The 26,778-nt window shown below is 62.7% G+C and carries 28 protein-coding genes, 1 tRNA gene and 1 other RNA gene; 19 read left to right on the top strand and 11 right to left on the bottom strand.

What is annotated here, in order from left to right; translation table 11 throughout:
* Positions 1-18 precede the first annotated feature (18 nt).
* From C453_RS18170 to C453_RS18160, 3 genes are all read left to right on the top strand, one after another.
* Positions 19-1,449, top strand: a complete 1,431-nt coding sequence (locus C453_RS18170; RefSeq protein ID WP_008326878.1) for an Hvo_1808 family surface protein — start codon at positions 19-21, stop codon at positions 1,447-1,449.
* 37 nt (positions 1,450-1,486) lie between these two features.
* The gene (locus C453_RS18165) at positions 1,487-1,804 is read left to right on the top strand and encodes a hypothetical protein (protein WP_008326877.1); all 318 of its coding nucleotides are present in this window, start codon (positions 1,487-1,489) and stop codon (positions 1,802-1,804) included.
* A gap of 93 nt (positions 1,805-1,897) precedes the next feature.
* Complete coding sequence (locus C453_RS18160; RefSeq protein WP_008326875.1) at positions 1,898-3,049, top strand: nicotinate phosphoribosyltransferase; 1,152 nt, start codon at positions 1,898-1,900, stop codon at positions 3,047-3,049.
* A gap of 176 nt (positions 3,050-3,225) precedes the next feature.
* Here the strand turns inward: C453_RS18160 and C453_RS18155 are convergent, their stop codons facing one another.
* Positions 3,226-3,828, bottom strand: coding sequence for a TIGR00296 family protein (locus tag C453_RS18155; RefSeq protein ID WP_007541475.1), 603 nt, complete (start codon positions 3,826-3,828; stop codon positions 3,226-3,228).
* A 150-nt stretch (positions 3,829-3,978) separates the two neighbouring features.
* Between C453_RS18155 and rnpB the strand changes: the two genes are divergently transcribed.
* The 5 genes from rnpB (at position 3,979) to C453_RS18135 (ending at position 8,425) form a co-directional block, all read left to right on the top strand.
* Positions 3,979-4,341: RNase P RNA component (gene rnpB / locus C453_RS18955), an RNA gene on the top strand.
* 76 nt (positions 4,342-4,417) lie between these two features.
* On the top strand, positions 4,418-5,494 hold the full coding sequence (locus tag C453_RS18150; RefSeq protein WP_008326873.1) for a matrixin family metalloprotease: 1,077 nt from the start codon (positions 4,418-4,420) through the stop codon (positions 5,492-5,494).
* 121 nt (positions 5,495-5,615) lie between these two features.
* Positions 5,616-6,488, top strand: a complete 873-nt coding sequence (locus tag C453_RS18145) for a hypothetical protein (protein ID WP_152418099.1) — start codon at positions 5,616-5,618, stop codon at positions 6,486-6,488.
* 68 nt (positions 6,489-6,556) lie between these two features.
* Positions 6,557-6,868 (top strand): hypothetical protein, encoded by a 312-nt coding sequence (locus C453_RS18140; protein ID WP_008326871.1) that lies wholly within the window; start codon positions 6,557-6,559, stop codon positions 6,866-6,868.
* Between the two features lie 324 nt (positions 6,869-7,192).
* Positions 7,193-8,425: a digeranylgeranylglycerophospholipid reductase gene (locus tag C453_RS18135; RefSeq protein WP_008326870.1), complete on the top strand. Its 1,233-nt coding sequence runs from the start codon at positions 7,193-7,195 to the stop codon at positions 8,423-8,425.
* A gap of 31 nt (positions 8,426-8,456) precedes the next feature.
* Here C453_RS18135 and C453_RS18130 read toward each other — a convergent pair whose 3' ends face one another.
* Positions 8,457-8,753 carry a hypothetical protein gene (locus tag C453_RS18130; RefSeq protein WP_008326869.1) on the bottom strand — a complete coding sequence of 99 codons (297 nt, stop codon included), beginning with the start codon at positions 8,751-8,753 and terminating at the stop codon, positions 8,457-8,459.
* Between the two features lie 93 nt (positions 8,754-8,846).
* On the opposite strand from C453_RS18130, the gene C453_RS18125 reads away from it, so the two are divergent.
* Positions 8,847-10,079, top strand: a complete 1,233-nt coding sequence (locus tag C453_RS18125) for an MBL fold metallo-hydrolase (RefSeq protein WP_008326868.1) — start codon at positions 8,847-8,849, stop codon at positions 10,077-10,079.
* Positions 10,080-10,160: 81 nt separating this feature from the next.
* Here the strand turns inward: C453_RS18125 and C453_RS20875 are convergent, their stop codons facing one another.
* Entirely contained in the window at positions 10,161-10,292 is a 132-nt protein-coding gene (locus C453_RS20875; RefSeq protein WP_008326867.1) for a hypothetical protein, read from the bottom strand.
* Between the two features lie 361 nt (positions 10,293-10,653).
* Between C453_RS20875 and C453_RS18120 the strand changes: the two genes are divergently transcribed.
* Positions 10,654-11,970, top strand: a complete 1,317-nt coding sequence (locus C453_RS18120; protein ID WP_008326866.1) for a hypothetical protein — start codon at positions 10,654-10,656, stop codon at positions 11,968-11,970.
* Between the two features lie 40 nt (positions 11,971-12,010).
* Here C453_RS18120 and C453_RS18115 read toward each other — a convergent pair whose 3' ends face one another.
* The gene (locus tag C453_RS18115) at positions 12,011-12,406 is read right to left on the bottom strand and encodes an SHOCT domain-containing protein (protein WP_008326865.1); all 396 of its coding nucleotides are present in this window, start codon (positions 12,404-12,406) and stop codon (positions 12,011-12,013) included.
* A gap of 248 nt (positions 12,407-12,654) precedes the next feature.
* On the opposite strand from C453_RS18115, the gene C453_RS18110 reads away from it, so the two are divergent.
* Positions 12,655-14,757, top strand: a complete 2,103-nt coding sequence (locus C453_RS18110; RefSeq protein WP_008326853.1) for a PAS domain S-box protein — start codon at positions 12,655-12,657, stop codon at positions 14,755-14,757.
* A 75-nt stretch (positions 14,758-14,832) separates the two neighbouring features.
* Here the strand turns inward: C453_RS18110 and C453_RS18105 are convergent, their stop codons facing one another.
* Positions 14,833-15,321: an Lrp/AsnC family transcriptional regulator gene (locus tag C453_RS18105; protein WP_007541496.1), complete on the bottom strand. Its 489-nt coding sequence runs from the start codon at positions 15,319-15,321 to the stop codon at positions 14,833-14,835.
* Between the two features lie 203 nt (positions 15,322-15,524).
* Between C453_RS18105 and C453_RS18100 the strand changes: the two genes are divergently transcribed.
* The 3 genes from C453_RS18100 to C453_RS18090 are packed head-to-tail and all read left to right on the top strand — an operon-like array spanning position 15,525 to position 18,512.
* Entirely contained in the window at positions 15,525-16,463 is a 939-nt protein-coding gene (locus C453_RS18100; RefSeq protein ID WP_049907914.1) for a DMT family transporter, read from the top strand.
* 47 nt (positions 16,464-16,510) lie between these two features.
* Entirely contained in the window at positions 16,511-18,337 is a 1,827-nt protein-coding gene (locus C453_RS18095; protein ID WP_008326850.1) for a sugar-transfer associated ATP-grasp domain-containing protein, read from the top strand.
* Positions 18,330-18,512 (top strand): hypothetical protein, encoded by a 183-nt coding sequence (locus C453_RS18090; protein ID WP_008326849.1) that lies wholly within the window; start codon positions 18,330-18,332, stop codon positions 18,510-18,512. Before C453_RS18095 ends, C453_RS18090 begins: the two co-directional genes overlap by 8 nt.
* Before the next feature lie 4 nt (positions 18,513-18,516).
* On the opposite strand, the gene C453_RS18085 is transcribed toward C453_RS18090, so the two are convergent.
* The 4 genes from C453_RS18085 to C453_RS18070 form a co-directional block, all read right to left on the bottom strand.
* The gene (locus tag C453_RS18085; protein ID WP_008326848.1) at positions 18,517-19,443 is read right to left on the bottom strand and encodes a DMT family transporter; all 927 of its coding nucleotides are present in this window, start codon (positions 19,441-19,443) and stop codon (positions 18,517-18,519) included.
* A gap of 365 nt (positions 19,444-19,808) precedes the next feature.
* Positions 19,809-20,093 carry a DUF6360 family protein gene (locus C453_RS18080; protein WP_008326847.1) on the bottom strand — a complete coding sequence of 95 codons (285 nt, stop codon included), beginning with the start codon at positions 20,091-20,093 and terminating at the stop codon, positions 19,809-19,811.
* Between the two features lie 75 nt (positions 20,094-20,168).
* Positions 20,169-21,941, bottom strand: coding sequence for a nitrite/sulfite reductase (locus C453_RS18075; RefSeq protein WP_008326846.1), 1,773 nt, complete (start codon positions 21,939-21,941; stop codon positions 20,169-20,171).
* 91 nt (positions 21,942-22,032) lie between these two features.
* Positions 22,033-22,353: a hypothetical protein gene (locus C453_RS18070; protein WP_008326845.1), complete on the bottom strand. Its 321-nt coding sequence runs from the start codon at positions 22,351-22,353 to the stop codon at positions 22,033-22,035.
* Positions 22,354-22,654: 301 nt separating this feature from the next.
* Here C453_RS18070 and C453_RS20505 point away from each other — a divergent pair, with 301 nt between their 5' ends.
* Both C453_RS20505 and C453_RS18065 read left to right on the top strand, forming a co-directional pair.
* On the top strand, positions 22,655-22,822 hold the full coding sequence (locus C453_RS20505) for a hypothetical protein (protein ID WP_008326837.1): 168 nt from the start codon (positions 22,655-22,657) through the stop codon (positions 22,820-22,822).
* A 67-nt stretch (positions 22,823-22,889) separates the two neighbouring features.
* Positions 22,890-23,561 (top strand): DUF7119 family protein, encoded by a 672-nt coding sequence (locus tag C453_RS18065; RefSeq protein WP_008326836.1) that lies wholly within the window; start codon positions 22,890-22,892, stop codon positions 23,559-23,561.
* Here the strand turns inward: C453_RS18065 and C453_RS18060 are convergent.
* On the bottom strand, positions 23,549-24,793 hold the full coding sequence (locus C453_RS18060) for a M20/M25/M40 family metallo-hydrolase (RefSeq protein ID WP_008326835.1): 1,245 nt from the start codon (positions 24,791-24,793) through the stop codon (positions 23,549-23,551). The two genes, C453_RS18065 and C453_RS18060, sit on opposite strands and share 13 nt — an antisense overlap.
* An 83-nt stretch (positions 24,794-24,876) precedes the next feature.
* Here C453_RS18060 and C453_RS18055 point away from each other — a divergent pair.
* Positions 24,877-24,950: transfer RNA gene (locus C453_RS18055), tRNA-Lys, on the top strand.
* A gap of 173 nt (positions 24,951-25,123) precedes the next feature.
* Positions 25,124-25,609 (top strand): protein-tyrosine phosphatase family protein, encoded by a 486-nt coding sequence (locus tag C453_RS18050; RefSeq protein WP_008326834.1) that lies wholly within the window; start codon positions 25,124-25,126, stop codon positions 25,607-25,609.
* Between the two features lie 16 nt (positions 25,610-25,625).
* Here the strand turns inward: C453_RS18050 and C453_RS20265 are convergent, their stop codons facing one another.
* The gene (locus C453_RS20265) at positions 25,626-25,778 is read right to left on the bottom strand and encodes a hypothetical protein (protein WP_160163415.1); all 153 of its coding nucleotides are present in this window, start codon (positions 25,776-25,778) and stop codon (positions 25,626-25,628) included.
* Between the two features lie 386 nt (positions 25,779-26,164).
* Between C453_RS20265 and C453_RS18045 the strand changes: the two genes are divergently transcribed.
* On the top strand, positions 26,165-26,776 hold the full coding sequence (locus C453_RS18045) for a universal stress protein (protein WP_008326833.1): 612 nt from the start codon (positions 26,165-26,167) through the stop codon (positions 26,774-26,776).
* Positions 26,777-26,778 lie beyond the last annotated feature (2 nt).

Below are 26,778 nucleotides of genomic sequence, written 5' to 3'. Positions count from 1 at the left end.
CCGACCCTGTCCTCTCGCATGCATCGGTCCCAACTCGCCGCCCTCCTCTCTGTGTTTTTCCTCGTCGTCGCTGGGTGTTCCGCACCCGCCTCGACGCCGGGGTCGACGCCTGCGACAGCCGATTCCGACGCGACTACCACCGCTGATTCCGCAGCGTGGTCGTGGCCCGATGACCCGCCGACCGACCGACTCGGCTGGGAAGCTGGCTACTGGCACAACGAGAGCATCGACGTGAACCAATCTGACGGCCTGAACGCGACCGAACGCGAGGCATTCGTCGCGCGGACGATGGCGCGCGTCGAAGTCGTGCGCGATTTGGAGTTCACCGACCCGGTCCCGGTCGAAGTCATCTCGCGCGCCGAGTACCGCAATCAGTCCGACGACGAGTCTGACCCCGTCCACGCCGACTGGAACGACCAAGTCTGGGAGTCACTTCTCCTCGTCGGCGAGGACCGTACCATCGAACAGGTGTTCGACGAGATTTACGGGGGTGCCGTCCTCGGCTACTACTCGCCCTCGGAGGACCGAATCGTCATCGTCAGCGACAGCGACACGCCAGCTATCGACCGCCGGACGCTCGCACACGAACTCCATCACGCCTTGCAGGACCAGCACTTCGGCATCAACGGGTCGCCAGCAACGCAGGATGCCCAACTCGCCGAGAACGGTCTCGTCGAAGGCGACGCCCGGTACGTCGACCGCCTGTACGAAGACCGCTGTGATGCGGGCGAGTGGGAGTGTGTCCCCCGCCCCGAGCGGAGTTCGGGTGGCGGGTCGCTGGACTTCCCGGTCTTCTTGACCATCTACACGCCGTACAGCGAGGGGCCGACGTTCGTCACCGAACTCCACGAACGCGGCGGCTGGGCGGCCGTCAACGACGCCTACGAGAACCGGCCAGTCTCGACCGAACAGGTGCTCCACCCCGAGCGGTATCCCGACGAGCGCCCGGTCGAGGTGACAATCGAGGACCGGTCGTCAGCCGACTGGGTGCAGTACGACACCGACCCCGTTGGTGACACCGTTGGCGAGGCGTCCATCTTCGCCATGTTCTGGAAACACGGGGCTATCGACAAGACGGACCTCCAGCGCAACCCCGGTCCGTACTCGGCGTACAACTACACGAGCGGCCCGTCCGCAGGTTGGGGTGGCGACCTCGTCGTTCCGTACCGCCCCGTGTCGGACGAGGTGGCCGAGGCGAACCCGAACGACCGCGGCTACGTCTGGAAGACCGTCTGGGACACCGAGAAAGACGCCGAGCAGTTCGAGAAGGCGTACGTGACGACGACGCTCAAGCTCCGACTCGGCGCGAAGCGTGTCGCTCCGAACACCTACGTCATCGAGGAGGGACCCTTCGCCGACGCCTATCGGGTGACGCGACAAGGGGACACGATTACAGTCGTGAACGCGCCGACGGTCGAGAAACTGGACGAGATTCACGGACAACGATAGGGGAAAGCACTTGGCATTGAATTGACAAAAATTCCCCATGTCCCGCCGCGTCGGTTTGTTCGCTACCGTCTCCATCTCGCTTGTCTTCTTCGTCGCCGTCTTCCTCTTCGCTACCGGGGTGTTCGTCCCCTGGGCGAACAGTTGCGACCAGTCGCTGATGGTCACTTCAGCGGACAACGTCTCCGAGGACGCTGTTGTCGTCCCGTACGACTCGCTTTCTCCCGAGGAGCAAGCACTGTTCGACGATGCGCTTGCTAACTCACATGCAGCATACGACGGTCGCTCGTGGAGTGTCGGAAACGGATACGTCGAAAAAGACAATACGACCTATTCTACGGGCATGCTGGTTTGCTGACCGGCTCGTCGCCCATCGCGGCGCAGAATATCCCGCTTCGGCCGCTGTACCCGAGTATACACCTTTTTCATCGGCGGGGCGGAATCTCAGCTAATGAGTGACTTCGATATCGTCGGTCCCGAGGCCATCCGCGAGGGCGTCGCGACCGACGCCTACTTCCAGCGGACCGAGGCCGCGCTTCGACACGCGGGCAAGAATCCCCGCGTCGTCGCCGAGGTGACGGCGGACCAGTTCCCCGATGGGGAGTTCGAACTGCTCGCGGGCGTCAAAGACGCCGCCGCGCTTCTCGAAGGCTACGACGTCGACGTCGACGCCATGCACGAGGGCCGCCTGTTCGACGGCGGACCGGTGATGCGAATCGAGGGCAACTACCTCGAATTCGCCCGTCTCGAAACGTCGCTTCTCGGCTTCCTCTCGCACGCCTCTGGCTGTGCGACGGCCGCCCTCGAAACCCGCGTCGCTGCGCCCGATTCGACGGTGTTCTCGTTCGGTGCTCGGCACGTCCACCCCTCCATCGCCGCGATGGTCGAGCGAAGCGCGCTCGTCGCCGGACTCGATGGCTTCTCGCACGTCGCGGCGGGCGAGATTCTCGGCAAGGAGGCGTCGGGGACGATGCCCCACGCGCTCATGATTGCCTTCGGCCGCGGGAACCAAGCCGAGGCGTTCCGCGCCTTCGACGAGGCGGTTCCAGAGGACGTGCCGCGCGTGGCGCTCTGTGACACCTACGGCGACGAAACCGAGGAGGTTCTCCGCGCGGTCGACACGCTCGGCGACCGTCTCGAAAGCGTCCGCCTCGACACGACTTCGTCCCGACGCGGCGACTTCCGACACATCGTCCGCGAGGTTCGCTGGGAACTCGACGAACGCGGTCACGACGACGTCGGTATCTTCGTGAGCGGCGGTCTCGGCCCGGCCGAACTTCGGCACCTCCGCGACGAGGTCGAAGGCTTCGGCGTCGGCGGCTACATCTCCAACGCCAACCCGGTTGACTTCGCACTCGACATCGTCGAAGTCGACGGCGAACCCGCAGCCAAGCGCGGGAAACTCTCCGGGACGAAAGAAGTCTACCGCACTGCCGACGGCGGCCACCACGTCGGCCTCCGTGGTCGTCCCGGGCCGACCGACGGCGAATCGCTGCTCGAACCGCTCATCCGCGATGGCGAACTCGTCCGCGACTTCGACATCGACGGGGCAGCGCTCCGTGCGCGCGAAGACGCCGAGCGCGTCGGCTTCGGCGACGAATAAGCCCGTTCGCTCGTTGCGATTCGAGCAGTGTCTTCTCTCGGCGAGTAGAATCACACTCTCTCTTGACGCTCCGAACAGCGCGGCCGCTCGTCGGACTCACGTCTCTCAGGTGGCACCCACTGAAGAAACAGCGGTCGCTGTGCGAGGGGAAGTGAGTGAGACGGGTCGAGTCCCGCTTAGAGGGCTTCGACGCTGCCCCCGTCGTCACGCTCGCGGAAGACCTGCCCCTCGAAGAGCGTGACCATCGTATCGTCGTCCTGCCACGCGAGCGGCGACAGTCCCGCCTTTCGGCAGGCGTTGGTGAGGAACTCCTCTTTCGACCAACCGAGTTCGATGGGAAGCGTCGGGTACATCCATCCGTGGGTCCCGCCGGCGTCGATGGCGACGCCGTGTTTCCCGAGTTCCATGTCTGCGACTGGGTCGTTCGTCAGCGTGTAACTGTTGACGATGCAGACAGAGATGTTCAGATTCGGCAGTTCGGGTGATTCGATTTCGGTTTGACACGAGTCGCCGGAGGCCGCCTGAATCGCGGCATCGACGATGGCGTGACCCAGTTGGTCACTTCCGCGGTAGGCACCAGCACAACCGCGGAGTCGCCCACGTCCGCGTGTTGATTTGATGCGTACGAATGCCCCGGTTCGTGCGTAGAATGCATCCCGCATGCTGCCCGGTTGTTCCCGTTGCCCATGAAGAACGTACGATTCGACCGACTCCCGCGCCAATTCGACCGCCCGTGCCCCATCCTCGTAGGTGAGGTGCACGGTCTGCGCCTCGGACATAGTACCACTCAAGGGTTCCGGCGACTTCAACGCTTCCCTCGAGTGTTAACGTGCTGTTACGTCGGTTAATGGGGGCATAATGGCTCGTTATCACACGATATTGAACCCCCAATCGAACCGCTTATCCGAGGGACGAAACTAGAGTAGACCGGCAGAGAGAGCCCGGCTCCCGTGCCCGTTCGGGCATGAGGAAAGTCCCCCCACCGTCCGGATAGGTGACCGGGCGCAAGCCCGGAGTCGGAGACGGCTGGCTCTGGAACAGAAACGAGACCCCTCGACCTGACCGATGATGCGTGCGAACCGACCCGAGAGGGAAGGAAGATAACCCGCAGAGGGCCGACGGTCGAGAATGGATGGAACGGTGAATCCTCACTGGTGCAAGTCCGCGCCGCGAAGGTAGTCCGGACGGCACGCTCGGGTTCGCCCGACGTGCCCTCAGGCTTCGGCCTGGGGAGGACGCGGACGCTGAGCCGAATGCTGGGATGAACAGAAGGGGGCTTACTCCTCTCAGCCGCTTTCGACCGCAGAGCGACAGCGCCGTCTACGGCCGTCAAGAACTTTCTTGCCGACTCGCCGCGCCACTGTATGTATGCGCCGTCTTTCGCTCGTTGCTGTCTTCCTCGTCGTCCTCTCTGGGTGTACGGCACCTATACTCCCTGCAGACGACGTGACGACGCAACCAGCCAGCCCGACCGACACGACAACGGTCGAATCCTCGCCGCCGCAGGACGCGACGACGGAGGCCCCCGCTTCGACGACCACCGCAGCCGTCACACCTGCTGCCGGGTACGGACCGTGGGGGTCAGAACCGGTGGTCGTCGCCGTCGAGGGGCCGAACGACGACCGCGACTACGCCTCGTTCGTCCGAGAGGCAGCAGCGTACTGGGAGACGAACGACGCGAAGTACCTCGGCTACGAGGTCGACTTCGAGGTGGTCGCTGACGCGGAGACCCCCGATATCATCGTCCAGTTTTCGGGGACGATTCCCGACTGTGGTGGGCAGGCTGACGCCGTCGGGTGCGCGCCGTACATCACCGACAGTCAGCAGATAGACCGCCCGGAGACGATTTACGTCAAGACCGGGTTCAGCGACGACTCGACCGTCGAAATCGTCGCCCACGAGTTCGGTCACTCGCTCGGCCTCGTCCACGGCGACGAACCGCAGGAACTGATGAACGCCTCTGGTATCCTCTACACGCTCCCACTGACGAACGCCACTGAGAAGTCGTTCCCGTGGGACGACCCCGACTTCACGGTCCACATCGACGACTCCGAAGCGAAAGACCCCGAAAAAGCCCGCGAGCAGGTGCAACACGCCCTCGATTACTACGAGGCGGGCGCACCGGGAATGCCGAATGACATCTCGTTCACCTTCGTCGACGACCCCGAAGATGCCGAGATTCGCGTCTCGTTTTCGGACACCTCGCCCTGCGCCAAGGGTGCGGCGTCCTGTGCCGCAGTCAGTGGCTTCGACCCTGACGGCGACGGTGCCCTCGAAACGTACGACCACTTCCGCGTGGTCCTCGTCGACCTCGACACCGAGGCTGTCGGGTGGCACACCGGCTATTGGATGGCACACTACTTTGGTGCCGAAGACAACGCCGACAAGCCTGACCCGTTCCAGAACGCCTCCTACTACGACCGCCGGGACGAGTGGTGGGAGTAGGTTTGTGGTGGGATGGGTGATGAAGGAGAGTAGGCGCGTGGTGACGGAGTCTTAGAGGAGCGTCGGTCCGTGACTGCGGAGTGACGGTGAGTTGAAATACCACCGACACAAACCGACGACCGTGTCTCCTCCAGACGGACGTACACCGCCGCTGTCGGTCGTCTCGTGGTCCCGAGACGACACTGACCGCTGGGAGACGGTCTTCAACTATTCCTTCGCTGGATTCTTCGGTGGCCTTCTCCTCCTCGGGGTTCTGCTGTTGCTCGTCGTTACCCCCAGTGCCGTCTTGGACGGTGACATCGGTCACCTGCTGTTTCCGTTCCTCGCTCTCCTCTTCGGTGGGCCGTTCTCGCTCGTCACAATCAGCGTCGCCGCCTCGGAGGACTCGCTCGACGAACTATTCCCAGTTATCGACGCGTACCGCCTCAAACCGCTGCTCGTCGCCAGCGTCGTGGGGGCTGTCGCGTTCGTCCTCGCAGGCTTCTTCCCGCCGTTGTTTTACGGCTACCTCGTCGGTTTCGTCGGCCTCGCGGTTTTCATCTCGTTTCGCCAGACGGCAGGCACACTCGACGTCGCCGATGCGACTCTCAGCGTACCGAAAATGAAGGATAGCGAGCGCGTATACGACCTCGACGGACTTCAGTCAGTGACGACACACCGACTCGGTGAGCACGTCGTGTTCAGATTTCGGTTCGACGGGTCGCGGAGTCTGACGGGGCCGTCGTGGCTCGTGGTCCCGGCAGACCGCGCGGGCGAGGTGCACGCCGGGCTGACGCAACTCACCGGTCGTGAGACAGAGTCGTCGAACGTTTCGCCCGCTGCTGCGTCGGTTCTCGGCCTGTTCGGCGTCGGCACGCTCGCTCTCGCGGTAGGGCTGTTTGTCGTCTTTCAGACGGCTTCCGATTCCGGCCGCGTCGCGCTCGGCTATATGGTGGCCGTTCTCGCGTTCTTCGGCGTCCTGTTCCTCTTTGTCGCCGTCCGTTCGCAGCGATGACGGGCAGAGACGTGCTCCACAATTGAAACGGCCGGGGGCTTCATTGGCGCTGACAACGTAGTGTGGGTGTGACCCCCACTGACGGGTACGACGATACCCGTAGTACGTTCGACGAGAACGCGTTCCGCGACGCACTCGCCGAGTTCGGCGGCACAGACGCGGAGCGTCGAGTCGTCGCACGACAAGCCCGGGACCTCGTAGATTCGGGACAGGCCGCAGACGACCGTGGTGCTTCGCTCACCGTCGACGAAATCGTGCGCAATCTGCGCGACGCACCGAGAGGAACACCTGCGACCCGCTGGAACTGGTGGCTCGGCGCGCTCGAAGCCGCCTACGGTGGCTACCACGAGTTTCAGGTCCGGCGCATCCCGAAAGCCTGACACTCCGCTGTCGGCGTACTCGACCTGTCTGCCCTCCTCCATCACGGACGCTCCCCGCCCAGCGACCACGCCACTGACTGTGTAGCGACTGCGCTCCGTCATACCCACAGACTGTGTAGCGACCGCGTTCCGTCACGCCACTTTCCGGCAACGCTTCATCGACAAAATTCGTCCGCTGTTGTGAATTTTGTTGCCTCTGCAGGGTCACAGTCGGTGGAAGAGAGACGTTTCGCCTCCGTTCCAAACCAAAGCAGATTACACGCTTGTTTCTGAAAAGACGTGTAGCGCGACTAAACCAACCCTCCCGACAACGCCTACTCTACAATGACAGATATATACGACGTGATTATCGCTGGTGCGGGCCCCGCGGGTGGACAAGCGGCGCGAGACCTCGCATCTCGCGGATACGACGTTTGTGTACTCGAGACGGAGTCAGAAGACGAGTTCCCAAGCCGGAGTAACAAGTCGACCGCGGGGACGTTCCCATCGACGATGGCCTCGTTCAACATCCCTGACGAGGTCGTGATGAACTTCACCGACGACGTGGTCTTGGAGTCGCCGAACCACCACTTCCGGCGGCACCAACCCGGTGCAGTCCTCGAATTCGCCGACTTCAAGAACTGGCTCGTCGACGAGTCCAGAGCCGACGGAGCCGAGTACCGATTCGATGCTCGCGTCTCCAAACCGGTGATGGAAGGCGGCGAAATCGTCGGCGTCCAGTACAACGGCGGCGAGGAAGTCCGCGCCGAGATTATCATCGATGCGACCGGCCCGAGCGCGCCGCTCGCGAAGGAACTCGGCGTCTGCGAACTCAAGCGTGAGAAGCAGGCCATCGGCATCGAGTTCGAGTTCGAAGGGATGGACATGAATCCCGACGGCTACGCCGACCTCAGAGACACGATGATGCTTCGCCTCGACCACGACATCGCTCCCGGCGGCTACTCGTGGATTTTCCACACGGGCGAAGACACCGCCAAGGTCGGCGTCTGTTACCTCCAGAACGAAGGCCACCGCAAGAACGCCCAGACCGGATTCACCATCGACGACTACCTCCAGTACTGGACCGACACCGACCCGCGATTCGAGAACGCGAAACGAATCGAAGGCATCCAGCACCGTGGCTCTGCCCACATCCAGCTCCCAAGCCGCATGAGCACGGACAACTTCATGGCCATCGGCGACACGGTCCCGACCGTCGACCCGCTCTGGGGCGAAGGCATCGACAAGTGCATGCGCTCGGGCCGGATGGCAGCGGCGACCGCCGACCGAGTGCTGACCCATTCCGAGCGTGACACGTCCGCGTCAGAACTCGCCATCTATGACAAGCTGTGGCACGACCGTGTCGCACCGAAGGCGAAAAACCGGCTGTTCATGACGGAGATGCTCTACCGTGCGTCCAACGAGCGCTACGACGCCTTCATGGAGGACCTCCACAGCATCCCCGAGAAGCGCCTGAACGCCGCGAACAAGGGTAATCCGCTCGCCATGCTCGGACTGCTGAAATTCGAAGACATCTCTACGCTGCTTTCGACGGCGAAACACTGGTTCGCTAACTAACTGCTTCACTATCTGTCTCCGTTCTTCTCTCCTACGCTTCGTCGTCGAGCACCGCGAGCGCCTCGTCGAGGGCGTCGCGCGCGGCTGCAACGTGGTCGTCTGCCTCGTCATCTTCGGTCGTTTCGACGTTCGAGAGGAGGTGTTCGACGTGGCCGAGACGAGCTCGAACGACTTCGTCGTCCGGGAGAGGACCGCCTGCGAGGTCGCCAGCGACGGCCTCTGCTTCGCCCAACCATCTGCTCGCGTCTTCGCGAACTGGACGGGTTGCTGTCGCTGCGAGGTGGTCGTGGAGGTCAGAGACGAGACGGTCGAGAGTTGCATCGGTCATGCCACAAGGGTCGCGTCCGACGGAAAAAACGGCAGCGACGCGGCGGGTGGTGGACCGACGAACAAAAGCCCCTCCAGTCGATACGTCTCTCCAATGCAACTCCAGTTCCTCGGCGGGGCCGAGGAAGTCGGCCGGAGCGCGATTCTCGTCAACGACTCGCTGCTTCTCGACTACGGGATGCTGACCGGGAACCCCCCGCAGTTTCCCGTCGGCTCTGTCGACCCCGATGCGGTCGTCGTCTCTCACGGCCACCTCGACCACGTCGGGACGGTCCCCGCGCTCCTCTCCGGCGACGACTGGCCGGCAGTCCACTGGACGCCGCCGACCTACGAACTCGCCCTCACACTCGCACGCGACACGCTGAAATTACACGGCGGCACGTACGACTGCCCGTTCACCGAGACGCACATCCGCCGGATGACCCAGCAGTCGGAACCGCACGCCTACGGCGAGACGTTCGAGGCCGCGGACCACGAAGTCACGTTCTACAACGCCGGTCACATCCCCGGGAGCGCCCACGTTCTCGTCGACGACGGCGAGACGCGACTGCTCTACACGGCCGACTTCCACACCGACGACCAGCGGTTGGTCGCCGGGACGACCGACCGCCCCGACGCCGACGTAGTCATCTGCGAATCGACGTACTCCGACGTGGAACACGACGACCGGGCGACGGTCGAAGAGCGATTCGTCGAGTCGGTGCGGACGACCATCTGGGAAGGCGGCACCGTCGTCGTCCCGGCGTTCGCCATCGGGCGCACCCAGGAGATTCTCATGGTGCTCGACGCCCACGATATCGACTGCTACGTCGACGGCATGGGCACGCGCGTCCTGAAGATGCTCCGTAACTACCCCGACTACGTTCGGGACGCAGCGGCGCTCAAGCGGGCGAAGTCCAACGCGCGAATCGTCTCGGGTCGCGACGGCCAACGCCGCCGCATCGCTCGGCAGAACTCGGTTATCGTTACGACGAGCGGGATGCTCTCCGGCGGCCCAGCGATGACGTACATCCCCGAGATTCGGCAGGACCCGACGAACAAAATCTGTCTCACCGGCTATCAGGTCGAGGGGACGCCCGGACGCGAACTCGTCGAACGCGGCCGCTGCGAACTCAACGGTGGGGTCGTCCCGGTCGCCGCCCGCGCAGAGATGTACGACTTTTCGGCCCACGCGGACAAACATGGACTCCGCGCGTTCCTCACCGACTACGAGGATGCGCCGGTCTTCGTCAACCACGGCGACCGCTGTGCGGCGTTCGCGGACGAACTCCGCGCCGATGGGTACGACGCATCGGCTCCTGCGGTCGGTGCAGTCGTCGATGTCTGACCCGCGGGACGCAGCAGAAAATCGGTCGTGAGGGTAGTTTCGGGGTCAGCCGTTGCTTCTTGCTGTCGGGTTAAGCCTCGCTTACGCGTCGTCGTCTGAGATTTCTATCGACCGGCTTGCAGCGACACACGCCGAGACGCGAAGTCGGGTTCGTTTCGGACGGAGCCGTTTGAGTACCGAAAAGCGACTCTCGTTGGACGAGTCCGATGCCATGTTTTTAGGTTGGCCTAAAGAATGATAGGCGTTTCGGTCGGGTCCTGTGTTGGAGTGACGTGACGCTCGAACACTGGGTTCGACCACTTTTGAGCCGATTTCTGACCGGTCGTCGTGCCGAACTGTCACTACTAACACCTCGTCTAGGAGACTGCTAATCGTGTCATGCGTGTAATAACTAATGTCGAACGTGCTGTCTAGTGACATGGACCTCGAAGCCACGGTGGCGTGCCTCCCTCCGTTCTTCGGGGCCATCCCTCGAACTTCTTGATTTCCTCGTCTGAACGCTCTCGGCTCTCCCTCTCGCTGTGCCCCTCCCAGTCTAGCCTGCGCCAGCCACACTCGACACGCCCATCCACAGATGATACCCATTCGCCTCATCGTCGTCATCTCGCTCCTCGGTCTTCCAGTGACGGCCAGTGCTGGGTATTCGGTCTCGTCGGCGACGGTCGCCGACCCACTCGGTCCCGACGTCGACCGCCTCTTGTCGGTCTTCGGTTCGGCGTCTGTCCTCGAATCGTCGCCGAGAGAGGGCCTTCCTGAATCGCCTCGCTCTGCCGACGAAGACACCGATACTGCCGGAGCACCTGCAAACCCCTCGTGGTCCGATACTGACAGCGACGGACTCGACGACCGCTTGGAGTTGTCGCTCGGGACGAACGCGACCGACCCTGACACCGACGGCGATGGCCTCGACGACTGGGACGAGGTCGTTCGATACGAGACCGACCCGGCAATCGCGGATACAGACGGCGACCGCATCGCCGACGGAACGGAACGCCGACTTGGACTCGATCCGACCGACCCCGACCCCCTCGCTTCACCTGACGAAGACGGGCGTTCGTTCAGCGCTGATTCTGACGGCGACGGTCTGGCCGACGAACTCGAACGCCGAATCGGGACCGACCCGCTGGTCAAAGATACCGACGGCGATAGCTTCAGCGACGGCGTCGAGGTGTACGCCTCGCCCCGAATCCTCCCCGGGGCAGACCCACTTCGGAAGGACCTCTACTTCGAGGTCGATGCCTACCACACCGTCACCGTCAATCGAACAGCGCTTACTCGGACTGCCGAGTTCTTCGCGAGCGCTCCGGTCGAGAACCCTGATGGAACGACCGGGTTCGAGGTCCACTTCGTCGTCGACGAGACGAACCTCACGACGCTTTCGGCGGCGAACGTCCACAACCACGAGACCGTCATCGCCGACTTCGACCGCCAGAATCGCGGCTATCTGTACATCTTCCTCACAGAATCGGTCTCCATCGGTGAACGTCGCGTCCGCGCCTCTGCCAACTACGGTCGCATCGCCATGGACGGACGAGAACAGTCCGACCGCCTCTACGTCCACGAGATTGGACACTTGCTGGGCGTCCACGGCCACGACGGCCCGGGCGTAGACACCTACGAGACGTCTATCGAGGAGTACCCGAGTATCATGTCGTACACGTATCTCAATTCCAACCACACGGTACGGATGGCGACAGGCGACGAATCGCCGAAGTCGAACGACGACTGGGAGGACATCAGAAACCGGTTTACGCGATGGATAGACACCAGCGGTTTCGAGTCGCATTCGGGCGAAGTCGAGTCGCCTGTGTCCTCACGTGTGCGCGCTCCCGTCGGGTCCGTCCGCTTCGCTCACTCCTCGACGTCGTCACGCTCGCTGACGCTCGCGTGATTCCGCCGGGTCTGCCCAGACGGTAGGCGTTTGCGTCCACTTAGGACCGACGGTCACTCGCTTCGAGTCGCTCCCGGCGGCGGTCGAACTCCTCGTCGTCGATGTCGCCGCGGGCGTAGGCTCGACGGAGTTCGTTGAGGGCGTCGTCGCCGTCATCGTCGCTCTGGATGGCACGATAGACGAGTACGCCCCCGCCGACGAGGAGCGCGAGGACGAGTACCTGGCCGACGAGGCCCATGCCCCACATCCACCACGGAGTCGCCATGCTACCACTACCGTGCATCCACGTATCGTGCATCCACGCGCCGCCCCAACCCATCGGCCCTCGGCCGAACAGACCGGTTAGGCCGAGAAGCGCGGGGAGGACAAACAGCGCAGCGAGTGCGAGGGGGACGATACCGACGAGTCGTGTTGTGCTCGTTCGTGTTGTTGTCATGTGTAGCTCCTGCGCCGGTTTCGCGCCGACGTCTACTGCCTAATACGCTCTCTCACCTTACGTCGATTTTCGTTCAGTGTGTGCGGGTCGATACCGGGGTTGTATTTTGAATCCAAGGCTGGGGCCAACGGACAGTTTCGATGCCGAAGTATTCGGTGGCTAGCTATCGCCCGCTGTGTCTGCTCTCGCCGGTTTCACGGAGTGACAGACGCCGGTTCATACTTTAGCCTACACGTCGATATTCATGTATGACTGAACGACTGAACGTTCTCGTTGCGGATGAGGACGAGTCACTTCGCGAGCGTCTCGCGGAGGCACTACCCAGGGTGGTGGGGGACGAGGACGTTGCAGTCAACACCTCCGAAGCTGGCGACACCGAGTCGGTGTGGGATGCCCTCGAAACGTCGCGCGTCGACTGTGTCGTCGTCTCGACTCGGATGACGAACGGGAACGGTGACTCACTCTCGTCGGCGGTCCAAGTCGAGGGCGTTCCTGTCGTCTCGTACGAGCGGCGGGACCCGTCCGATAACGACATCGAAAACCTCGGTCGGGTCGTCTACGACGCCGCCCGAAACAGCGTCGGCTCACTGAACCATCGGGCGCTGTTCGAGGCCGTCAACGTTGGGCTTGCGGTTCGTGACCTCGAAACCCTCGAATTAGTCGATATCAACCAACAGTACGCCGACCTCCTCGGGGCCGACCCCGAATCGCTTCTCAACACGTTCCCGATAGACATCACCGCCGACATCCCCGACTACACGGCCGAGCGAGCGCGAGACGAGGTCAACCGAGCCATCCAGACGGGGAATAACGTCTTCCTGTGGCCTATCGAGAGTGCTGGCGGGGAAGTCACCTGGATTCGGGTGAGTCTCACTGTGGCGGAGCTTTCGGGGCGTCGCCGTCTCATCTCGACGGTCGAAGACGTGACCGAAGAACAACGGCGCGAGCGCGAACTCGAATCGCTCAAGCACGCGGTCGATTCGGTCGATGCCGGTGTCACGATTACCGAAGACAGCGTCCACAAATACGCCAACGAGGCCGCTGCGCGTATCTTTGGCTACCCAGATGCCGAGACGCTCGTCGGCCTTTCGTGGACAGAACTGTACGACGATTGGGAGGTGACTCGCATTCGTGAGTTGGTCCAGCCAGAACTCGACGAGACGGGGAAGTGGCAAGGTGAGGTGCAACTCAAACAGCTTCCGGGCGATACGATTCCAGTTCGGCTGTCCATCACAGCCCTCCCGGACGAACGCTACGTCGTCGTCTTCCAAGACCTGACCGAACAGAAAAAACGGGAGCGAGAACTCGAACGCAGTCGGGACTTCCTCGAACGAACACAGCGAATCTCGAAAGTCGGTGGGTGGGAACTCGACCTCGAAACGAACACGTTGGCGTGGACCGAGCAGACGAAACGCATCCACGAGGTGCCGCTCGACTACGACCCGTCGCTGGAATCCGCACTCGAATTCTACACCCCCGACGACAGAGAGCGCGTCCGAACCGCCGTCGAACAGTGCCGTGACGACGGCGTCCCGTGGGAAGAGGAGTTCCAGATGGTCACGGCCAAGGGGTCCGAGATATGGGTCCGAACGCGTGGCGAACCGGTAATCCGTAATGGTCGCGTCGCCGCCCTCCGTGGGACGATTCAGGACGTCACGACTCGACGGAATCGAGAACAGGAGTTAGAGCAGACGAACGCGGAGTTGGAGGCGTTGAACCGAATCGTCCGCCACGACATCCGAAACGACATGACCGTCATCGTGGGGTGGGCTGAGTTGCTCTCCGACCACGTCGACGAATCTGGAAACGACATTCTCCAGCGTATTCTCTCGACCGGTCGGCACACGATAGAAATCACCGAGGTTGCACGCGACCTCATCGAGACGATGAGCGGTGGCGTCGTGGAGACACACCCCGTGAGACTGGCCGAGACGCTCGACCGCGAACTCGCGTCGATTCGCCACGCGTTCCCGCAGGCGACCTTCGAAGTTGACGGAGAGATTCCCGAGGTCGCCGCTCGGGCGAACCCGCTTCTCGCATCGGCGTTCGGAAACGTCCTCAACAACGCCGTCCAGCACACGGGCGAAGAAACGATTGTCACGGTCTCAGCGACGGCCGACGACGACGTGGCAACCATCGAAATCGCCGATAACGGGCCGGGAATCCCGGATAACAGAAAGGATATCGTCTTCGGAAAGGGCGAGAAGGGACTGGACAGTTCGGGAACCGGACTGGGACTCTATCTCGTCTACAAACTGGTCGACTCGTACGGCGGGGAGATTCACATCGAGGACAACGACCCGACTGGAACCGTCGTCATCATCGAACTCCCGGTTGCGACTCCCGAGTGAGTCTCCCACGGGTCCCCGCACCTCGGTTTCGCCACGGGCCGGCAATCGAGACGGTGGTCGTCGCTGAACTGGACTTCAGTCTTCGATGCCCAACTCGTCGAGCAGCGTGTCGAGCGAGTAGCTCTGGAGCGCTCGGTGACTGTCGCGCATCGTCGCGATGACGAACGTCGAGTTCGTCTGTTCGACCTCTGGAATGGCCTCGAAGTCGCTGATGAGGCGTTCCACTCGGTCGGAGTTCGCGAGGTGGGCGACGACGATGAAGTCCGTCTCGCCCATCGTGAAGTACAGTTGTGTGACGCCTTCGATGTCCAGTAGTTGATTCCCCACTTCTTCGTACGGGCCCGTGTAGTCGGCCAACACTTCGATGACGACGGTGACGCCGAGGCCGAACGCTTCGAGATTGATGTCGTAGAGGTCGTTCTCGATGACGCCGTCGTCTTTCAGGTTGTTCAGTCGATAGTGGATGGTCGACACCGGGATGCCCGTCTCCTCGTGGAGTCGTTCCGGGCTTCCCGTTCCGAGGTCCGCGATGGCCTTGAGCAGGCGCACGTCGCGTTCGTCCATGCGTAAAAGCGTGTCGTGCGGCGATGTAAGTCCTTACGCTGTCCTCTCGATTCGCCTGAACTCTGATACAATTCGACCATGGGCTACATTCTCATATCTACAACGAACTCAGAAGATATTCTGAATGAAAAATACAATCTATAACGTTTTCTTTGTAGAAGAGTTTAACAAGAGTGGGGAAAATCATTGAGGCAGATTCGACTATGACGCGAACTACTTGGAGAAACATACCATCGACGCCCGTGCTGTTCGCCGCGCTCGCGGTGATGTGGGGGACGTCGTTCGTCGCTATCGAGGTTGGCCTCGATTACTTCCCGACGCTGACCTTCGCGGCCATCCGCTACGAACTGGCCGGACTCGTGATGCTGGCGTACGCCGTCTACTCGACCGACCGCTGGCGGCCGAAGACGCGGGACGAACTCCTCGCGACCGCCATCGGCGCGGTGTTCATCATCGCCGCGTATCACGGCCTGCTCTACCTCGGTGAACACTACATCCCGGGCGCAATCGCCGCGATTATCATCAGTCTCTCGCCGATTCTGACTGCGGTCTTCGCGAGCAGTATCCTCTCGACTGAGTCACTCGGAAAGACCGGAATGCTCGGTCTCGTCGCCGGATTCGTCGGTGTCGTCCTCGTCGCCGACCCCGGTGCAGGTGGCTTCGACTCCGCACAGAGCTACGGTATTCTCCTCGTCTTCCTCGGTGCAGTCGCCTTCTCTCTCGGGGCAGTGTTGACTCGGCCACTCCGTACCGACCTCCCGGTTCAGTCGATGCAGGCGTGGACGATGTTCGTCGGCGGCGTTATCCTCCACGTCGCCGGTCTCGTCCGCGGCGAGTCGCTCGCGGCAATCGAGTGGGCACCTGTCGGAATCGCCTCGTTCCTCTATCTGACACTGGTCTCCGGCGCGGTCGCGTTCCTCATCTACTTCGAACTCCTCGACCGCGTCGGCCCGACGGAACTCAACCTCATCGGCTACCTCGAACCCGTCGTCGCCGCGGTCATGAGTTGGGTGCTCCTCGGCCACGCTATCGACGCGACCGCACTCGTCGGCTTCGTCTCTATCTTCGCCGGCTTCGCACTGCTGAAAAAGCAGGTACTCCTCGGTGTCGTGGCGACGGTCCGGCGACGTGTCGTGGCCTGAAACTAGTTAGGGAAAAAACATTACGCGTTTCGCTACTATCTTACATTGTGACCGATTCGCGACTCGCTGCCGCGCTTGACGACGTACTCGAGCGATTTCTCGTCGTCTATCCTATCGTTGGTTTGATTCTCGCACTCTTTCTTGCCGGCGCGCTCGTGCAGCGACAGGTCCCTAACCTCGCGGCGGCGTTCGAGCCGTACCGCCTCTTCTTTCAGATAGCTATCGCCGGTCTCGCTGTCGCCTTCTTTCGAAACACTATCGGTGCGCGGTCGTACGGGTTGTTCGCCCCTGCGAGTATCGCGTTCGTCTTAGTTCTCGCGGGGCCGTCCTGGGGCGTGCTCGTCTTTCTGAACGTCTTTATCATCTCTCTGGCCACGGCGTTCGTCGTCTCTCCACTCCGCCTTGGCTCGGCACCCCGACTCGCGACCCAACTCGTCGTCATCGGCTTTTCGCTCGCGCTCTTTCGCGTCCTCAGTGCTCTTCCAGAGTTGAACCCCTACTTTTCGGCGACGTCGGTGTTCTTCCCCACGATAATTACCGTCTGGTTCGCAGACCGCTTCGCTCGCGACGTCGACGAACGGGGATGGCCTATCCCGTCACTGCGCCTCGCCTGGACGCTCGGTGCAATTTTCCTCGCGTATCTGGTGATGTCCTCGGAGGCTCTCGTCTCGTATCTGATGACGACGCCAACCGCGTGGAGCGTCCTCGTCGGGGTCAACATCCTCGTCGGGTACTACTCCCGGTTTCGACTCACGGAGTACGTCCGGTTCGGCGACCACTTCGGCGGCGCACTCGCGGGGCTGATTGCTCGGGGAACGACCCTCAAAGACCGGGTACTTGGAGATGAGCGCCCTGTCGAGTATCACGGCGTCGACGAGGTTCTCTCGATGAACGAGCGAAACCGATACATCGCGCGGTACAACCCGCCCGCCGTCGCTGGGCAGGTCGAAAAGGCGACGATAAAGCAACGACTCCACCGTCTCGGAATCCCTGCACCCGAGACCTACGCCGTCGCAGCGCGCGTGAGTGACCTCCAAGCACTCTCCGAGGAAATGGACGCACGCGACGAGTTCGTACTCAAACCGGGCGATGCATCGGGTGGGGAAGGAATCGTCGTCGTCTCGGGGCGGAACGACGACGGCACGTTCGATACCTCGATGGGGGCTCTGTCACAGTCTGACCTCAGCGCTCACGCCCACCGCATCGTGCAGGGGCAGTACACCGGGTTAGAGCTTCGTGACAGTGCGATTCTCGAAGAGCGAATCGTTCCTGCACCGTTCTTCGAGACGCTCTGCGGCGGCGGCGTTCCCGACGTTCGGGTAATCGTCTTCCGCGGCATCCCGGTCATGTCGATGACCCGATTGCCGACTCGTGAGTCCGACGGTGCTGCCAACCTACACAAAGGCGCTGTCGGTGTCGGCCTCTCGATAGCTGACGGGCGGAGCATCCACGCCTTCCAGCAGAGTCGAAACCGCGCGCTCGATGCACATCCCGATACGGGTGCTGACATCTCGGACGTGACGATTCCGAACTGGAACGCCGTTCTCGTCACCGCCGCCGAGGCCGCGACAGTGTCGAACCTCGGCTACTGCGGCGTCGATATCACGCTCGACGAGTCGGGTGAGCCCGTCGTCTTCGAGGTGAACGTCCGCCCCGGGCTTGGCATCCAAAACGCGACCCAGTCGGGGTTGAAGGGCCGCCTTCGCGCCCTCGAACAGCTTCCGTCGTCTTACGACTTCCTCGACGTGCGGCGGGCCGTCGCGCTCGCACGAACGTGGGACCGGGCGGGGTGGCCCGCCGACCTCGAATCTGTCGTGACGGTCGACGAGGTTGCGGGCGTCGCCCGTGAAGCGGAGGTGAACGTGGATGCGTAGGGTTACGACTGCGTTTGCTCTCCTGCTCGTGTTCGTTCCCGGCGTGTTGTTCTTCCTGTCGCTTCCGAACGTCGGCGGGTTCTCGGGACCACTGGTGTTGTTCGTCGGGATACCCGTCGTCTTCTGTTGTTTCCTCGGCTACCAAATCGTGCGATACTACGCGGGACAGGGGTGAGTCCCTACTCGGCGTCCACGACGGACCCCGTCTCCCAGCCGACGAGTCGCAACACCGACTCGCGCTGGACGACGAGGAAGCCGGTGAGAATCACGCCGAAGCCGAGTATCGTCGCTGCCGAGATGGTTTCACCGAGGAACGCCCATCCCGCGAGGGTCGCGACGACCGGGACCGCATAGGCGACGAGGTTGCCGCGGACCGGACCGGCTTCTGAAAGCAGCGCGAAATACACTGGATAGGCCGCGGCGGTCGCGGGCATCCCGACGTAGAGGATGGCCGCGACGATGGTCGGTGACCACGGAACCTGCGCGGGCGACTCGCCCAGTCCGAGGCTCACCGCGTGGATGCCGACTGCGGCGAGCGCCATCGCCCACGCAGTCAGCGGAATCGTCCCGATAGTCGGGCCGACACGTTTCATGAGGACCGTCCCGAGCGCGACCGAGACCGCCGCGCCGAAGACGAGCGCCTGTCCGATGCTTCCCGCCCCGCCACTGAGGACGCTTCCGGGGCCGACGATGACGACGACACCGAGCAGTCCGAGCACGATACCGGCGCTGTCGAACGCAGTTACGCGCTCGTCGTCGAGGAGTAAGACGGCGAACACCGGGGAGGCGACTGGGACGAAACTGTACATAACCGCGGCCGCGCCGGTCGTCGCGTGCTGCTGGCCGAGGAAGAGAAGCACGTTGTTCGCGCCGAGGACGAACGCGGCGCTGGCGACGATACCGAGCACGTCGGCGCGGTTCCGTGGTATCCAGTAGCCGCCACGGGCGGCGACGAGCGCGAGGAGAGATACGGCGGCGACATCGACGCGGAAGGCCGCGAAGAGCACCGGCGGCACCGGGCCGAGTGCAGCCTTGATACCGACGAACGAGGTGCCGAACAGCACCGCCGCGGCGACGAAGAGGACGAAGGTTCGACGACTGCTCACGCCACCACCCCCCGCGCTGTGACCGGCGTTCGATTTGCCGGGTGAGCGCGGGAGGTCGTGTGCGGTCGACGCGCGATGCGTGGACGGCGTTGAGGCGTCATCGCTAACACGTTCATTACTGTTCGCCTGTTACCCATATGTCTACCGATTACGTCTGTGGATGTACGAACAACTACTTCGTGGGCAGATTGGTGTAATATGGCGCGAAATCAGTCTACTGAGTACCATGGTTTTGTTTACCGTGGGCCGAGTTATCTCACCTTCTTCCCTCGCCGCCACCTCGTTGGGGTTCGCGCTCGCGTGGCAGACGCTCTCGGCTCGTGGCTCGCCTAGAGAAGCCTACGGCCGAAACCCGGCCGCCGCGGTCAGTCGTCTTGCGTCGCTTCGACGCGGTCGGCGTGTTTTTCGAGGTCGGCAGCGACTTTCCGGGCGTCTTCGGGAGAGAGCGTGACGCGGTCGGCGTGCGTGGGAAGCGACTCCAGTTGTGTTCCGTCGAGTTCGAGTTCGAGCGTGATTTCGTCGGGGTTCTTCCGCGGTGAGGTGACGTTGAGGACCGCGAACGCCGACTCTTCGAAGTCGTGGCCCTTCGCCGTCCCGTCGACGAGGTCGAGGGTCGTGTAGGCGTTGACCTTCAAGATTCGGTCTGGCATGGATGGAAGTTCGGTGTGGTCGTAGATAGCTGGCAGGGTACAGAAACGAGCGAAACGAACGCCCCGGAGCCGTCGTCAGTCGTCGCTCGTGATTGGCGTGCCGTCGGCGTGGGTCGGCGCAGGGCCGGCGTCGAGGCTGTCTTCTTCGGCGTACGGGTACCACGTGCGCTTCGTGTTGTGCATCATCGGGTCCTCGTAGCTGGTCTCTTCGGGTTCGACGAGGTCCGCGAGTTCGTCGTCGTCGTGACGCTGGATGAAGTCACGGAACGTCTCGTCGCCCTCGCGGAGTTCCTCGAAGGACGCGAGGAGGTTCTTGATTGCGCCGGGAACCTCGTCCACGGGGACGCGCTGGGTGACCCAGCGGGCGAACTGCGGTTCTTCGCCGAGGCCGCCGCCGAGACCGATGTCGAGCGCTTCGACCGGGTCCCCGTTTTTGCGGGTCTTCATACCGCGGAGACTGACATCCGCAATCTGGGGCTGGGCGCACGAGGCCGTGCAGCCCGAGAGGTGGATGTGGAACTGGTCGATACCCTCCGGGAGTTCGACGTTCTCCTTCAGCCAGCGCGCGAAGCGAACCTGGCGGTTCTTCGTCTCCACGATGGAGAGCGAACAGAACTCGGTGCCCGTACAGGCGACAGAGCCGCGCATGAACGGCGAGGGGTCCGGCGAGTAGTGGTCCAGCAGGTCCTCGGAGAGGAACTCGTCGAGCTCCTCGTCCGGCACGTCCGGGATGATGATGTTCTGACGCTGGGTTAGACGGGCCGCGCCGGAGCCGTACTTCTCGGCAAGGTCGGCGAGTTCGAGCACGTCGTCTGCGCCCATGCGGCCGACGAGGACGTTCAGGCCGACGAAGTTCTTCCCGTCTTTCTGCTTGTGGATGCCGACGAGGTCGTTGCGACCGTCGCCACCGGCGTTGTAGGTGTACTGGTCGCGCACGTCTTCGCCCGCGGTCTCCAGTTCGAAGTCCACGTAGTCCTCTTGGAGGACTTCGCGGACCTTCTCGGTTCCCCACTCGTCGACGAGGAACTTGATGCGGGCGTTGTACCGATTCTCGCGGTCGCCGTGGTCGCGGAAGAGCGCCGACAGACCGCCAGAGACCGCCGCGGCGTCTTCGGGTGCGACCCACACGTCGATGTCGCGGGCGTGTCGCGGCTCGTTGCGGGCGAGGCCGCCGCCGACGCGGACGTTGAAGCCGACCGTGCGCTCGCCATCGATTTCCTTGTACGCCGGTTCGAGAGCGAGGTCGTTGATGTCTCCCTGACCGGAGCCGTCGGCCGACCCCGCCACAGAGACCTTCCACTTCCGCGGGAGGTTCGAGTGGTCGTCGTCTCCTTTGAACGTCTCGTTGAGTTCCTTGATGACGGGCCACGCGTCGATTATCTCTTCGGCGTCGTTGCCAGCCATCGGGTTGCCGACGATGTTCCGCCAGGAGTCACCACACGCCTGCTGGGCGGTCAGCCCGTTCGCTTCGAGTTTCTCGAAGAGGTCCGGGACGTCTTCGAGTTTTATCCAGTGCAGCTGGATGGCCTGTCGGGTCGTGATGTCGGCGTAGGCGTCACCGAAGATGGGGTTCGTCCCCGGGCCGGTCGCGTACTCCTTTGCGACTTCGCCGACGACGCGGAGTTGGCCGGGGTCGAGACGGCCGTTCGGCGTCCCGATGCGGAGCATGAAGTACGACTCCTGACCGCTCCGCTGGTGGTACAGTCCCCACCATTTGAAGCGCTCGAACCACGCATCCCGTTCGTCTTCCGGGATGGAGTCCCAGCCTTCTTCTGCGAACTCGAACAGATGCTCTCGTATCTCGTTACCGTAAACCTCTGATTTCCAGCGCTCGACGTCCGTGGGCATTCGTACGAGTACCCATGTGTTCCCCCACGTAAGGCCCCGAGCGTACCGTCAACCCTTCCCGGTGCTGCCTAAAAGCGGCAACAATTGCAGCCTAGTTCTCGTGGCCGTCGTGAGCCGGGAGAACGACGTTCTCGCGGTCTAAATCGACGTATTCGCCGTTCTTGAGTCGGCCAACTGGAATCCAGCCGGGGACGCCGGTCTCGCCGCACTGGATGCACTGGCCGTAGACGTTGGCCGTGATGGTTCGGCCGTCGACGCCGACTGACTGGAAGTTCTCGACGACGAAGTCGGGAACCGTACACGAGCAGAACTCCGGGGCGTCGAGACGCCAGAGTTCGCTCACACTCACTTGCCGACTGTCGTTTACCGAGACCCACGCGCCATCGTCGAGCACGCGCAGAGAAACACTCATACACCAGCTTTGGGAACGCAGGTACCTATGCCAGACGACGGCCGCAATCCACGCTTCGGAACACGACGACGATAGCTGTCGGTTCTCCGTCGGTGTCGGGTGGTTTTGCCTGATTTCGGCCGTATGAGATAGTGGCAAGCGGTTCCGGTACCCGGGAGTACGGGTACACGTTACAGGTGCGGATTGGCTTATGGGTGTGCCCTCGTTACGGAGGGATGATGAGTGACCGCCCCAGCGCTGCCCGACAACACGCCTCCGCCGACGCGGCCCCCGAACTGTTCGAACCAACGGAGGACGACGAATGACAAACGCCGAATTAGAACCAGAAACAGACTCAGACGTCGACGCGGAACAGGAACTTCACGACGAAGACGAAGACATCGACCCGGCCGCCCACCTCAAAGACCTCGAAGACGGCGCTGGATGTACGGAAATCTGGTCGCATCTTTCGGAATCCAGAGACGAATAGCCGCTCTCGCGCGAATCTCGCCAGTCGGGGTGATGTTTTTATCCGAGAGCGCAAAACCTGTTTGTAGATGACGAACGACGAACGCCGCGGGACGCACCGAGTCCGGGCTGACCGTGCCGAACCGGTCGGTGCCCCCGTCGTCCGTGGCGACCCCGCCGTGACGGGCGAACGGGCCTCCGAGGCGGTTGGCTTCGACCCTGACGACCCCGAGAGCGTCGCAGAGGCCGCTCGAACGGTTCGGTCGTTTGCCGAGTCTTCGGCGGGCGACGACCACGTGTTGATGCTTCGCGGGGCGGCCGCCTGTGCCGCCCTCGTTCGCGGTGTCGGCTCGTACAAACGCGCCGCAGAACGCGCCGGTGGTGACGTTTCGGTCTCGTTCATCCGAAAGTGGGCGCGCGTCCACGACCTGCCGCAGTCGGTCCGTCGCCACGTCGCGCGCGGCCGGATTGCACCGACCGCCGCGAAGCACATCGCCCGCGTCTCGGGCGACGCGCGACTCCACCTCGCGTGGGCGACGCTCGACGCGGGATTGACCGTCCGAGAGGTCCGACGACTCGCCAGTGAAATCAACAACGGCCAGTCGGCGACGGAGGTGCTGGAGGCCCACGGTGTCGACCTCGGGACGCTCGAGGTATCGCTCCCGCCGGCGGTGTACCTCGAACTTCGCCGCCAAGCCTCACTGGACGACGTTGACCCCGGAACTATCGTCACCGACGCGCTCGACGACTACTTCGACTGAAGGAAGCGCCGCGCAGCGTCTCCAATCACGCCACGAGCAGTCTCGACTTCGTCCCACGCAATCGTCTCGTCCGGGAAGTGGGCCTGGTCGATATCGCCCGGCCCGAACAGCACCGTCGGAATTCCTGCGTGGACGTAGTGCCGTGAGTCCGCGCCATAGGTCGCGCCAGCCGGGTCGTCGTCGAGGTCGACCGCCCGAAGCGCGCTTTGGACCGCTTCGACGACGGGTTCGTCCGGACTCACTTCGGCGGCTTCGAACTGGATAGAAAACCGCTCGAACGTCGGCGGGTGTTCGGACAGCCACTCGTCGTCCGCGACGACCTCGGCCAATCGTTCTTCGAACAGTTGTTCGACTTCGGCGACGCTCTCGCCGGGTGCAACCCCCAGCCGCCACTCGGCGGTCAGCGTCCCGGCGACGGTCGATGCCCACGACCCGGCTTCGACGCGCCCGACGCAGACGGGCCACGGAATCGGATGGTCGTACAGCGGATGCGTCACCGTCTCACATCGCTCCGATTCGAGTTCGAAGAACGTCTGTCGAATCGCCTCGAACTTCGGCAGCACGTCCACACCGCGCCATCGCGACGCCGCGTGGGCGCTCCGGCCGGTGAGTCGCAGGCGCTTCATCACCGACCCCTCGGTGGCGAGAATGGGTTGCAGTCGCGTCGGCTCCGCGACGAGCGCCGCATCCCGCTCGAACGGATAGGGATTGTCCAGCGCGGCCGCCGCCGCGCCGATACCACCTTCTTCTTCGCCGACGACGCTTTCGACGACGAGTCGACCGTCGAGGTCGAGGTCGCCAGATTCGACTGCGTCGCGAACGTCGAGCGCCGCGAAGACACACGTGGCGAGACCGGACTTCATGTCGGCCGCCCCACGGGCGGTGACTGTCCCGGCGTCGTCGTCCCACCGGGGTAAGAAGGGGTCGTGCGTCCACAACTCGGCGTCCGCCGGGACGACGTCGACGTGGCCGTTCAGGACGAGTGTCGGTCCGGCCTCGGGGTCGCCGAATTCGAACACACCGGCGACGCTCGGGCGACCGCGCGTGGCGATATCGACCGGGTCGTCGGGAAACGACGGGTGCTCGGCGAGTTGCTGCGGGTCGGCAGTCCACTCGTAGGTGTCGAACCCGAATTCGCCGAGACGGTTTTTGACCCACGTCTGTGCAGGCTCCTCGGCTCGTTCGACGCTTTCGAACCGAAGGAGCGTGTCGACAAAGTCCCGAAGGTCCATGGTCGATACACGGCAACGGGGTACAAAGCAGATTGGGTACGAAAATAAACGCTTATCAGCATCCCCACTTAAGGAGCGTTCGAGGGCTGGTAGCTCAGTTAGGCAGAGCGTCTGGCTTTTAACCAGACGGTCGGGGGTTCAAGTCCCTCCCAGCCCGCTTCTACGACGAACAACGTGAGGAGTGAAACGGCTCTGAGGGACTTGAACCAGGGAGCGAGCGAAGCGAGCGAGTGAGGTTCAAGTCCCTCCCAGCCCGGGTTTCCACCCACGACTGACACCGAGCCACATCTAAAACGTAATACCGATGCCACCAATCTGGTAGTGTCCACGATGCCGACCAATCCCCCGAGTGGTGGTAGCTCCGAAAGCGACCTCCACGTCCGCCCGTTCGGCTACGTCGAACCACACCCCGTCGTCCGCCGCATCGGCGACGAAGCCCTCTTTCTCGGCAACAAACACGCCGCAGACCCCGAGGCACACGACCACGCTTTCGACTTCGTGGTGTCGGCCACGGAGAACTCGTATTCGGCGACGACGCACCACCGACCGCTCGTCGATGGGCCGGGTAACGACTGGCAGGACTTCGAGAGCGCCGTCGAGACTGTTCGTCGACTCCGACGCGAATCGGGGAGTGTGTTAGTTCACTGTACGGCGGGTATCTCGCGGAGCAGTACGCTCCTCGCGACGGCACTCGCGGCAGAATCAGACACTCGGTTCAGCGATGCACTCGCACGCGTGCAACAAGCACGTCCGCACGCGATTCCTCACCCGGCGCTACACGAACTCGCGGTGACGTACCTCGCGGCGAATCCGTGATGGCGAATTGACGTCGTCAGTGCTGGCGGATGCACACGTCGAGGGGCGGTTCGATGGTGACGAGTTCGTGGAACGTCCCATTCTTCTTGAACCCGAGGACCACCTCATCTACGTCTGTGTCTTCATCCAATAGCAACTGAAGGTCGTTCGGCTTGATTTCGGTGCTCATGGTCTCCCCCAACTGTCTACTGATAGAACGTTCTGATACACAAGCATTCTGGCTAGATGTGTGTATTTAGCACAATATTGCTGCCCTCAATATTTGGGATAGATGCGTTGTGAATCAAAAATGTCTGCCAATTGGCTCATTCTGTCGTGGGTGTCTTTGTTTGAATATGACACCACTCCCCACTTTCTGATAGTCCACTCGACGGTGTCGTCTGGGTAGCAACTTCGACACCTCCCGAACTCCGACAGTTCTGGTAGTGATGGTCTCTGTCGTTCTCGTCGCCGTCAGTTCACACGGTGGCTAGGCAGCACTCCCATTCTCGAAAGATAGGAACGGAAGTCGGCTATTACGGACCACTCGACGTACATCTCGACTGGAGGACAACAATGTACACTCGCATTCTCGTCCCAGTCGATGGCAGTTCAGTAGCGGCCCGTGCGGTGAGTCACGCACTCAGCCTCGCCAAGTTAGCCGACGCAGAGATTCACGCACTCTACGTCGAAAACACCGCTGAGAAAGCGGGCGACGAAGAGGATGTCGGCACTGACCGAGGGCGACACGCACTCGACGAGGCGCGCGAACGCGCCGACGAACACGGAATCCCGGTCGAGACGACCGTCGCGGAAGGTGACCCAGCCGAGACTATCGCTGAGTACACCGACACGCTGCGCGCTGACCTCGTCGTGATGGGCACACACGGTCGTGAAGGTGTCAACCGGCTTCTCAACGGAAGCGTCGCAGAGCGCGTCGGTCGGAAGGTGTCTGTCCCGGTGATGACGCTCCGACTCGGGCACGGCGAACAGTCGGTGAACTCACCGCTCGAAGCACAGCGAATCGCGCGGGAAAAACTCGAACTCACCGGCCACGACGGCGCAGTTGTCGACGCACCGTCTCAGCAGTCGACGACGTGGGTCGTCCCCGCGAGCGACGACGACGGCGAGTACAACGTCCACATCGACAGCGCATCTGGTCGTGCGAACGTCGTCCACCTCGGCTGAGA

This window comes from Haloferax elongans ATCC BAA-1513 (genome assembly GCF_000336755.1).
In the GTDB taxonomy this organism is placed as follows: Archaea; Halobacteriota; Halobacteria; order Halobacteriales; family Haloferacaceae; genus Haloferax; species Haloferax elongans.
This window is presented reverse-complemented; position numbering and strand designations above follow the sequence as displayed.

Bases quoted from the DNA above. Each gene is read 5' to 3' on its own strand.
- C453_RS20505 (WP_008326837.1), top strand. From the start codon at position 22,655: ATGACAAACGCCGAATTAGAACCAGAAACAGACTCAGACGTCGACGCG.
- C453_RS18065 (WP_008326836.1), top strand. From the start codon at position 22,890: ATGACGAACGACGAACGCCGCGGGACGCACCGAGTCCGGGCTGACCGT.
- C453_RS18070 (WP_008326845.1), bottom strand. From the start codon at position 22,353: ATGAGTGTTTCTCTGCGCGTGCTCGACGATGGCGCGTGGGTCTCGGTA.
- C453_RS18050 (WP_008326834.1), top strand. From the start codon at position 25,124: ATGCCGACCAATCCCCCGAGTGGTGGTAGCTCCGAAAGCGACCTCCAC.
- C453_RS20265 (WP_160163415.1), bottom strand. From the start codon at position 25,778: ATGAGCACCGAAATCAAGCCGAACGACCTTCAGTTGCTATTGGATGAA.
- C453_RS18115 (WP_008326865.1), bottom strand. From the start codon at position 12,406: ATGACAACAACACGAACGAGCACAACACGACTCGTCGGTATCGTCCCC.
- C453_RS18170 (WP_008326878.1), top strand. From the start codon at position 19: ATGCATCGGTCCCAACTCGCCGCCCTCCTCTCTGTGTTTTTCCTCGTC.
- C453_RS18165 (WP_008326877.1), top strand. From the start codon at position 1,487: ATGTCCCGCCGCGTCGGTTTGTTCGCTACCGTCTCCATCTCGCTTGTC.
- C453_RS18135 (WP_008326870.1), top strand. From the start codon at position 7,193: ATGACAGATATATACGACGTGATTATCGCTGGTGCGGGCCCCGCGGGT.
- C453_RS18130 (WP_008326869.1), bottom strand. From the start codon at position 8,753: ATGACCGATGCAACTCTCGACCGTCTCGTCTCTGACCTCCACGACCAC.
- C453_RS18120 (WP_008326866.1), top strand. From the start codon at position 10,654: ATGATACCCATTCGCCTCATCGTCGTCATCTCGCTCCTCGGTCTTCCA.
- C453_RS18110 (WP_008326853.1), top strand. From the start codon at position 12,655: ATGACTGAACGACTGAACGTTCTCGTTGCGGATGAGGACGAGTCACTT.
- C453_RS18155 (WP_007541475.1), bottom strand. From the start codon at position 3,828: ATGTCCGAGGCGCAGACCGTGCACCTCACCTACGAGGATGGGGCACGG.
- C453_RS18150 (WP_008326873.1), top strand. From the start codon at position 4,418: ATGCGCCGTCTTTCGCTCGTTGCTGTCTTCCTCGTCGTCCTCTCTGGG.
- C453_RS18160 (WP_008326875.1), top strand. From the start codon at position 1,898: ATGAGTGACTTCGATATCGTCGGTCCCGAGGCCATCCGCGAGGGCGTC.
- C453_RS18090 (WP_008326849.1), top strand. From the start codon at position 18,330: ATGCGTAGGGTTACGACTGCGTTTGCTCTCCTGCTCGTGTTCGTTCCC.
- C453_RS18125 (WP_008326868.1), top strand. From the start codon at position 8,847: ATGCAACTCCAGTTCCTCGGCGGGGCCGAGGAAGTCGGCCGGAGCGCG.
- C453_RS18045 (WP_008326833.1), top strand. From the start codon at position 26,165: ATGTACACTCGCATTCTCGTCCCAGTCGATGGCAGTTCAGTAGCGGCC.
- C453_RS18075 (WP_008326846.1), bottom strand. From the start codon at position 21,941: ATGCCCACGGACGTCGAGCGCTGGAAATCAGAGGTTTACGGTAACGAG.
- C453_RS18080 (WP_008326847.1), bottom strand. From the start codon at position 20,093: ATGCCAGACCGAATCTTGAAGGTCAACGCCTACACGACCCTCGACCTC.
- C453_RS18100 (WP_049907914.1), top strand. From the start codon at position 15,525: ATGACGCGAACTACTTGGAGAAACATACCATCGACGCCCGTGCTGTTC.
- C453_RS20875 (WP_008326867.1), bottom strand. From the start codon at position 10,292: ATGGCATCGGACTCGTCCAACGAGAGTCGCTTTTCGGTACTCAAACGG.
- C453_RS18060 (WP_008326835.1), bottom strand. From the start codon at position 24,793: ATGGACCTTCGGGACTTTGTCGACACGCTCCTTCGGTTCGAAAGCGTC.
- C453_RS18105 (WP_007541496.1), bottom strand. From the start codon at position 15,321: ATGGACGAACGCGACGTGCGCCTGCTCAAGGCCATCGCGGACCTCGGA.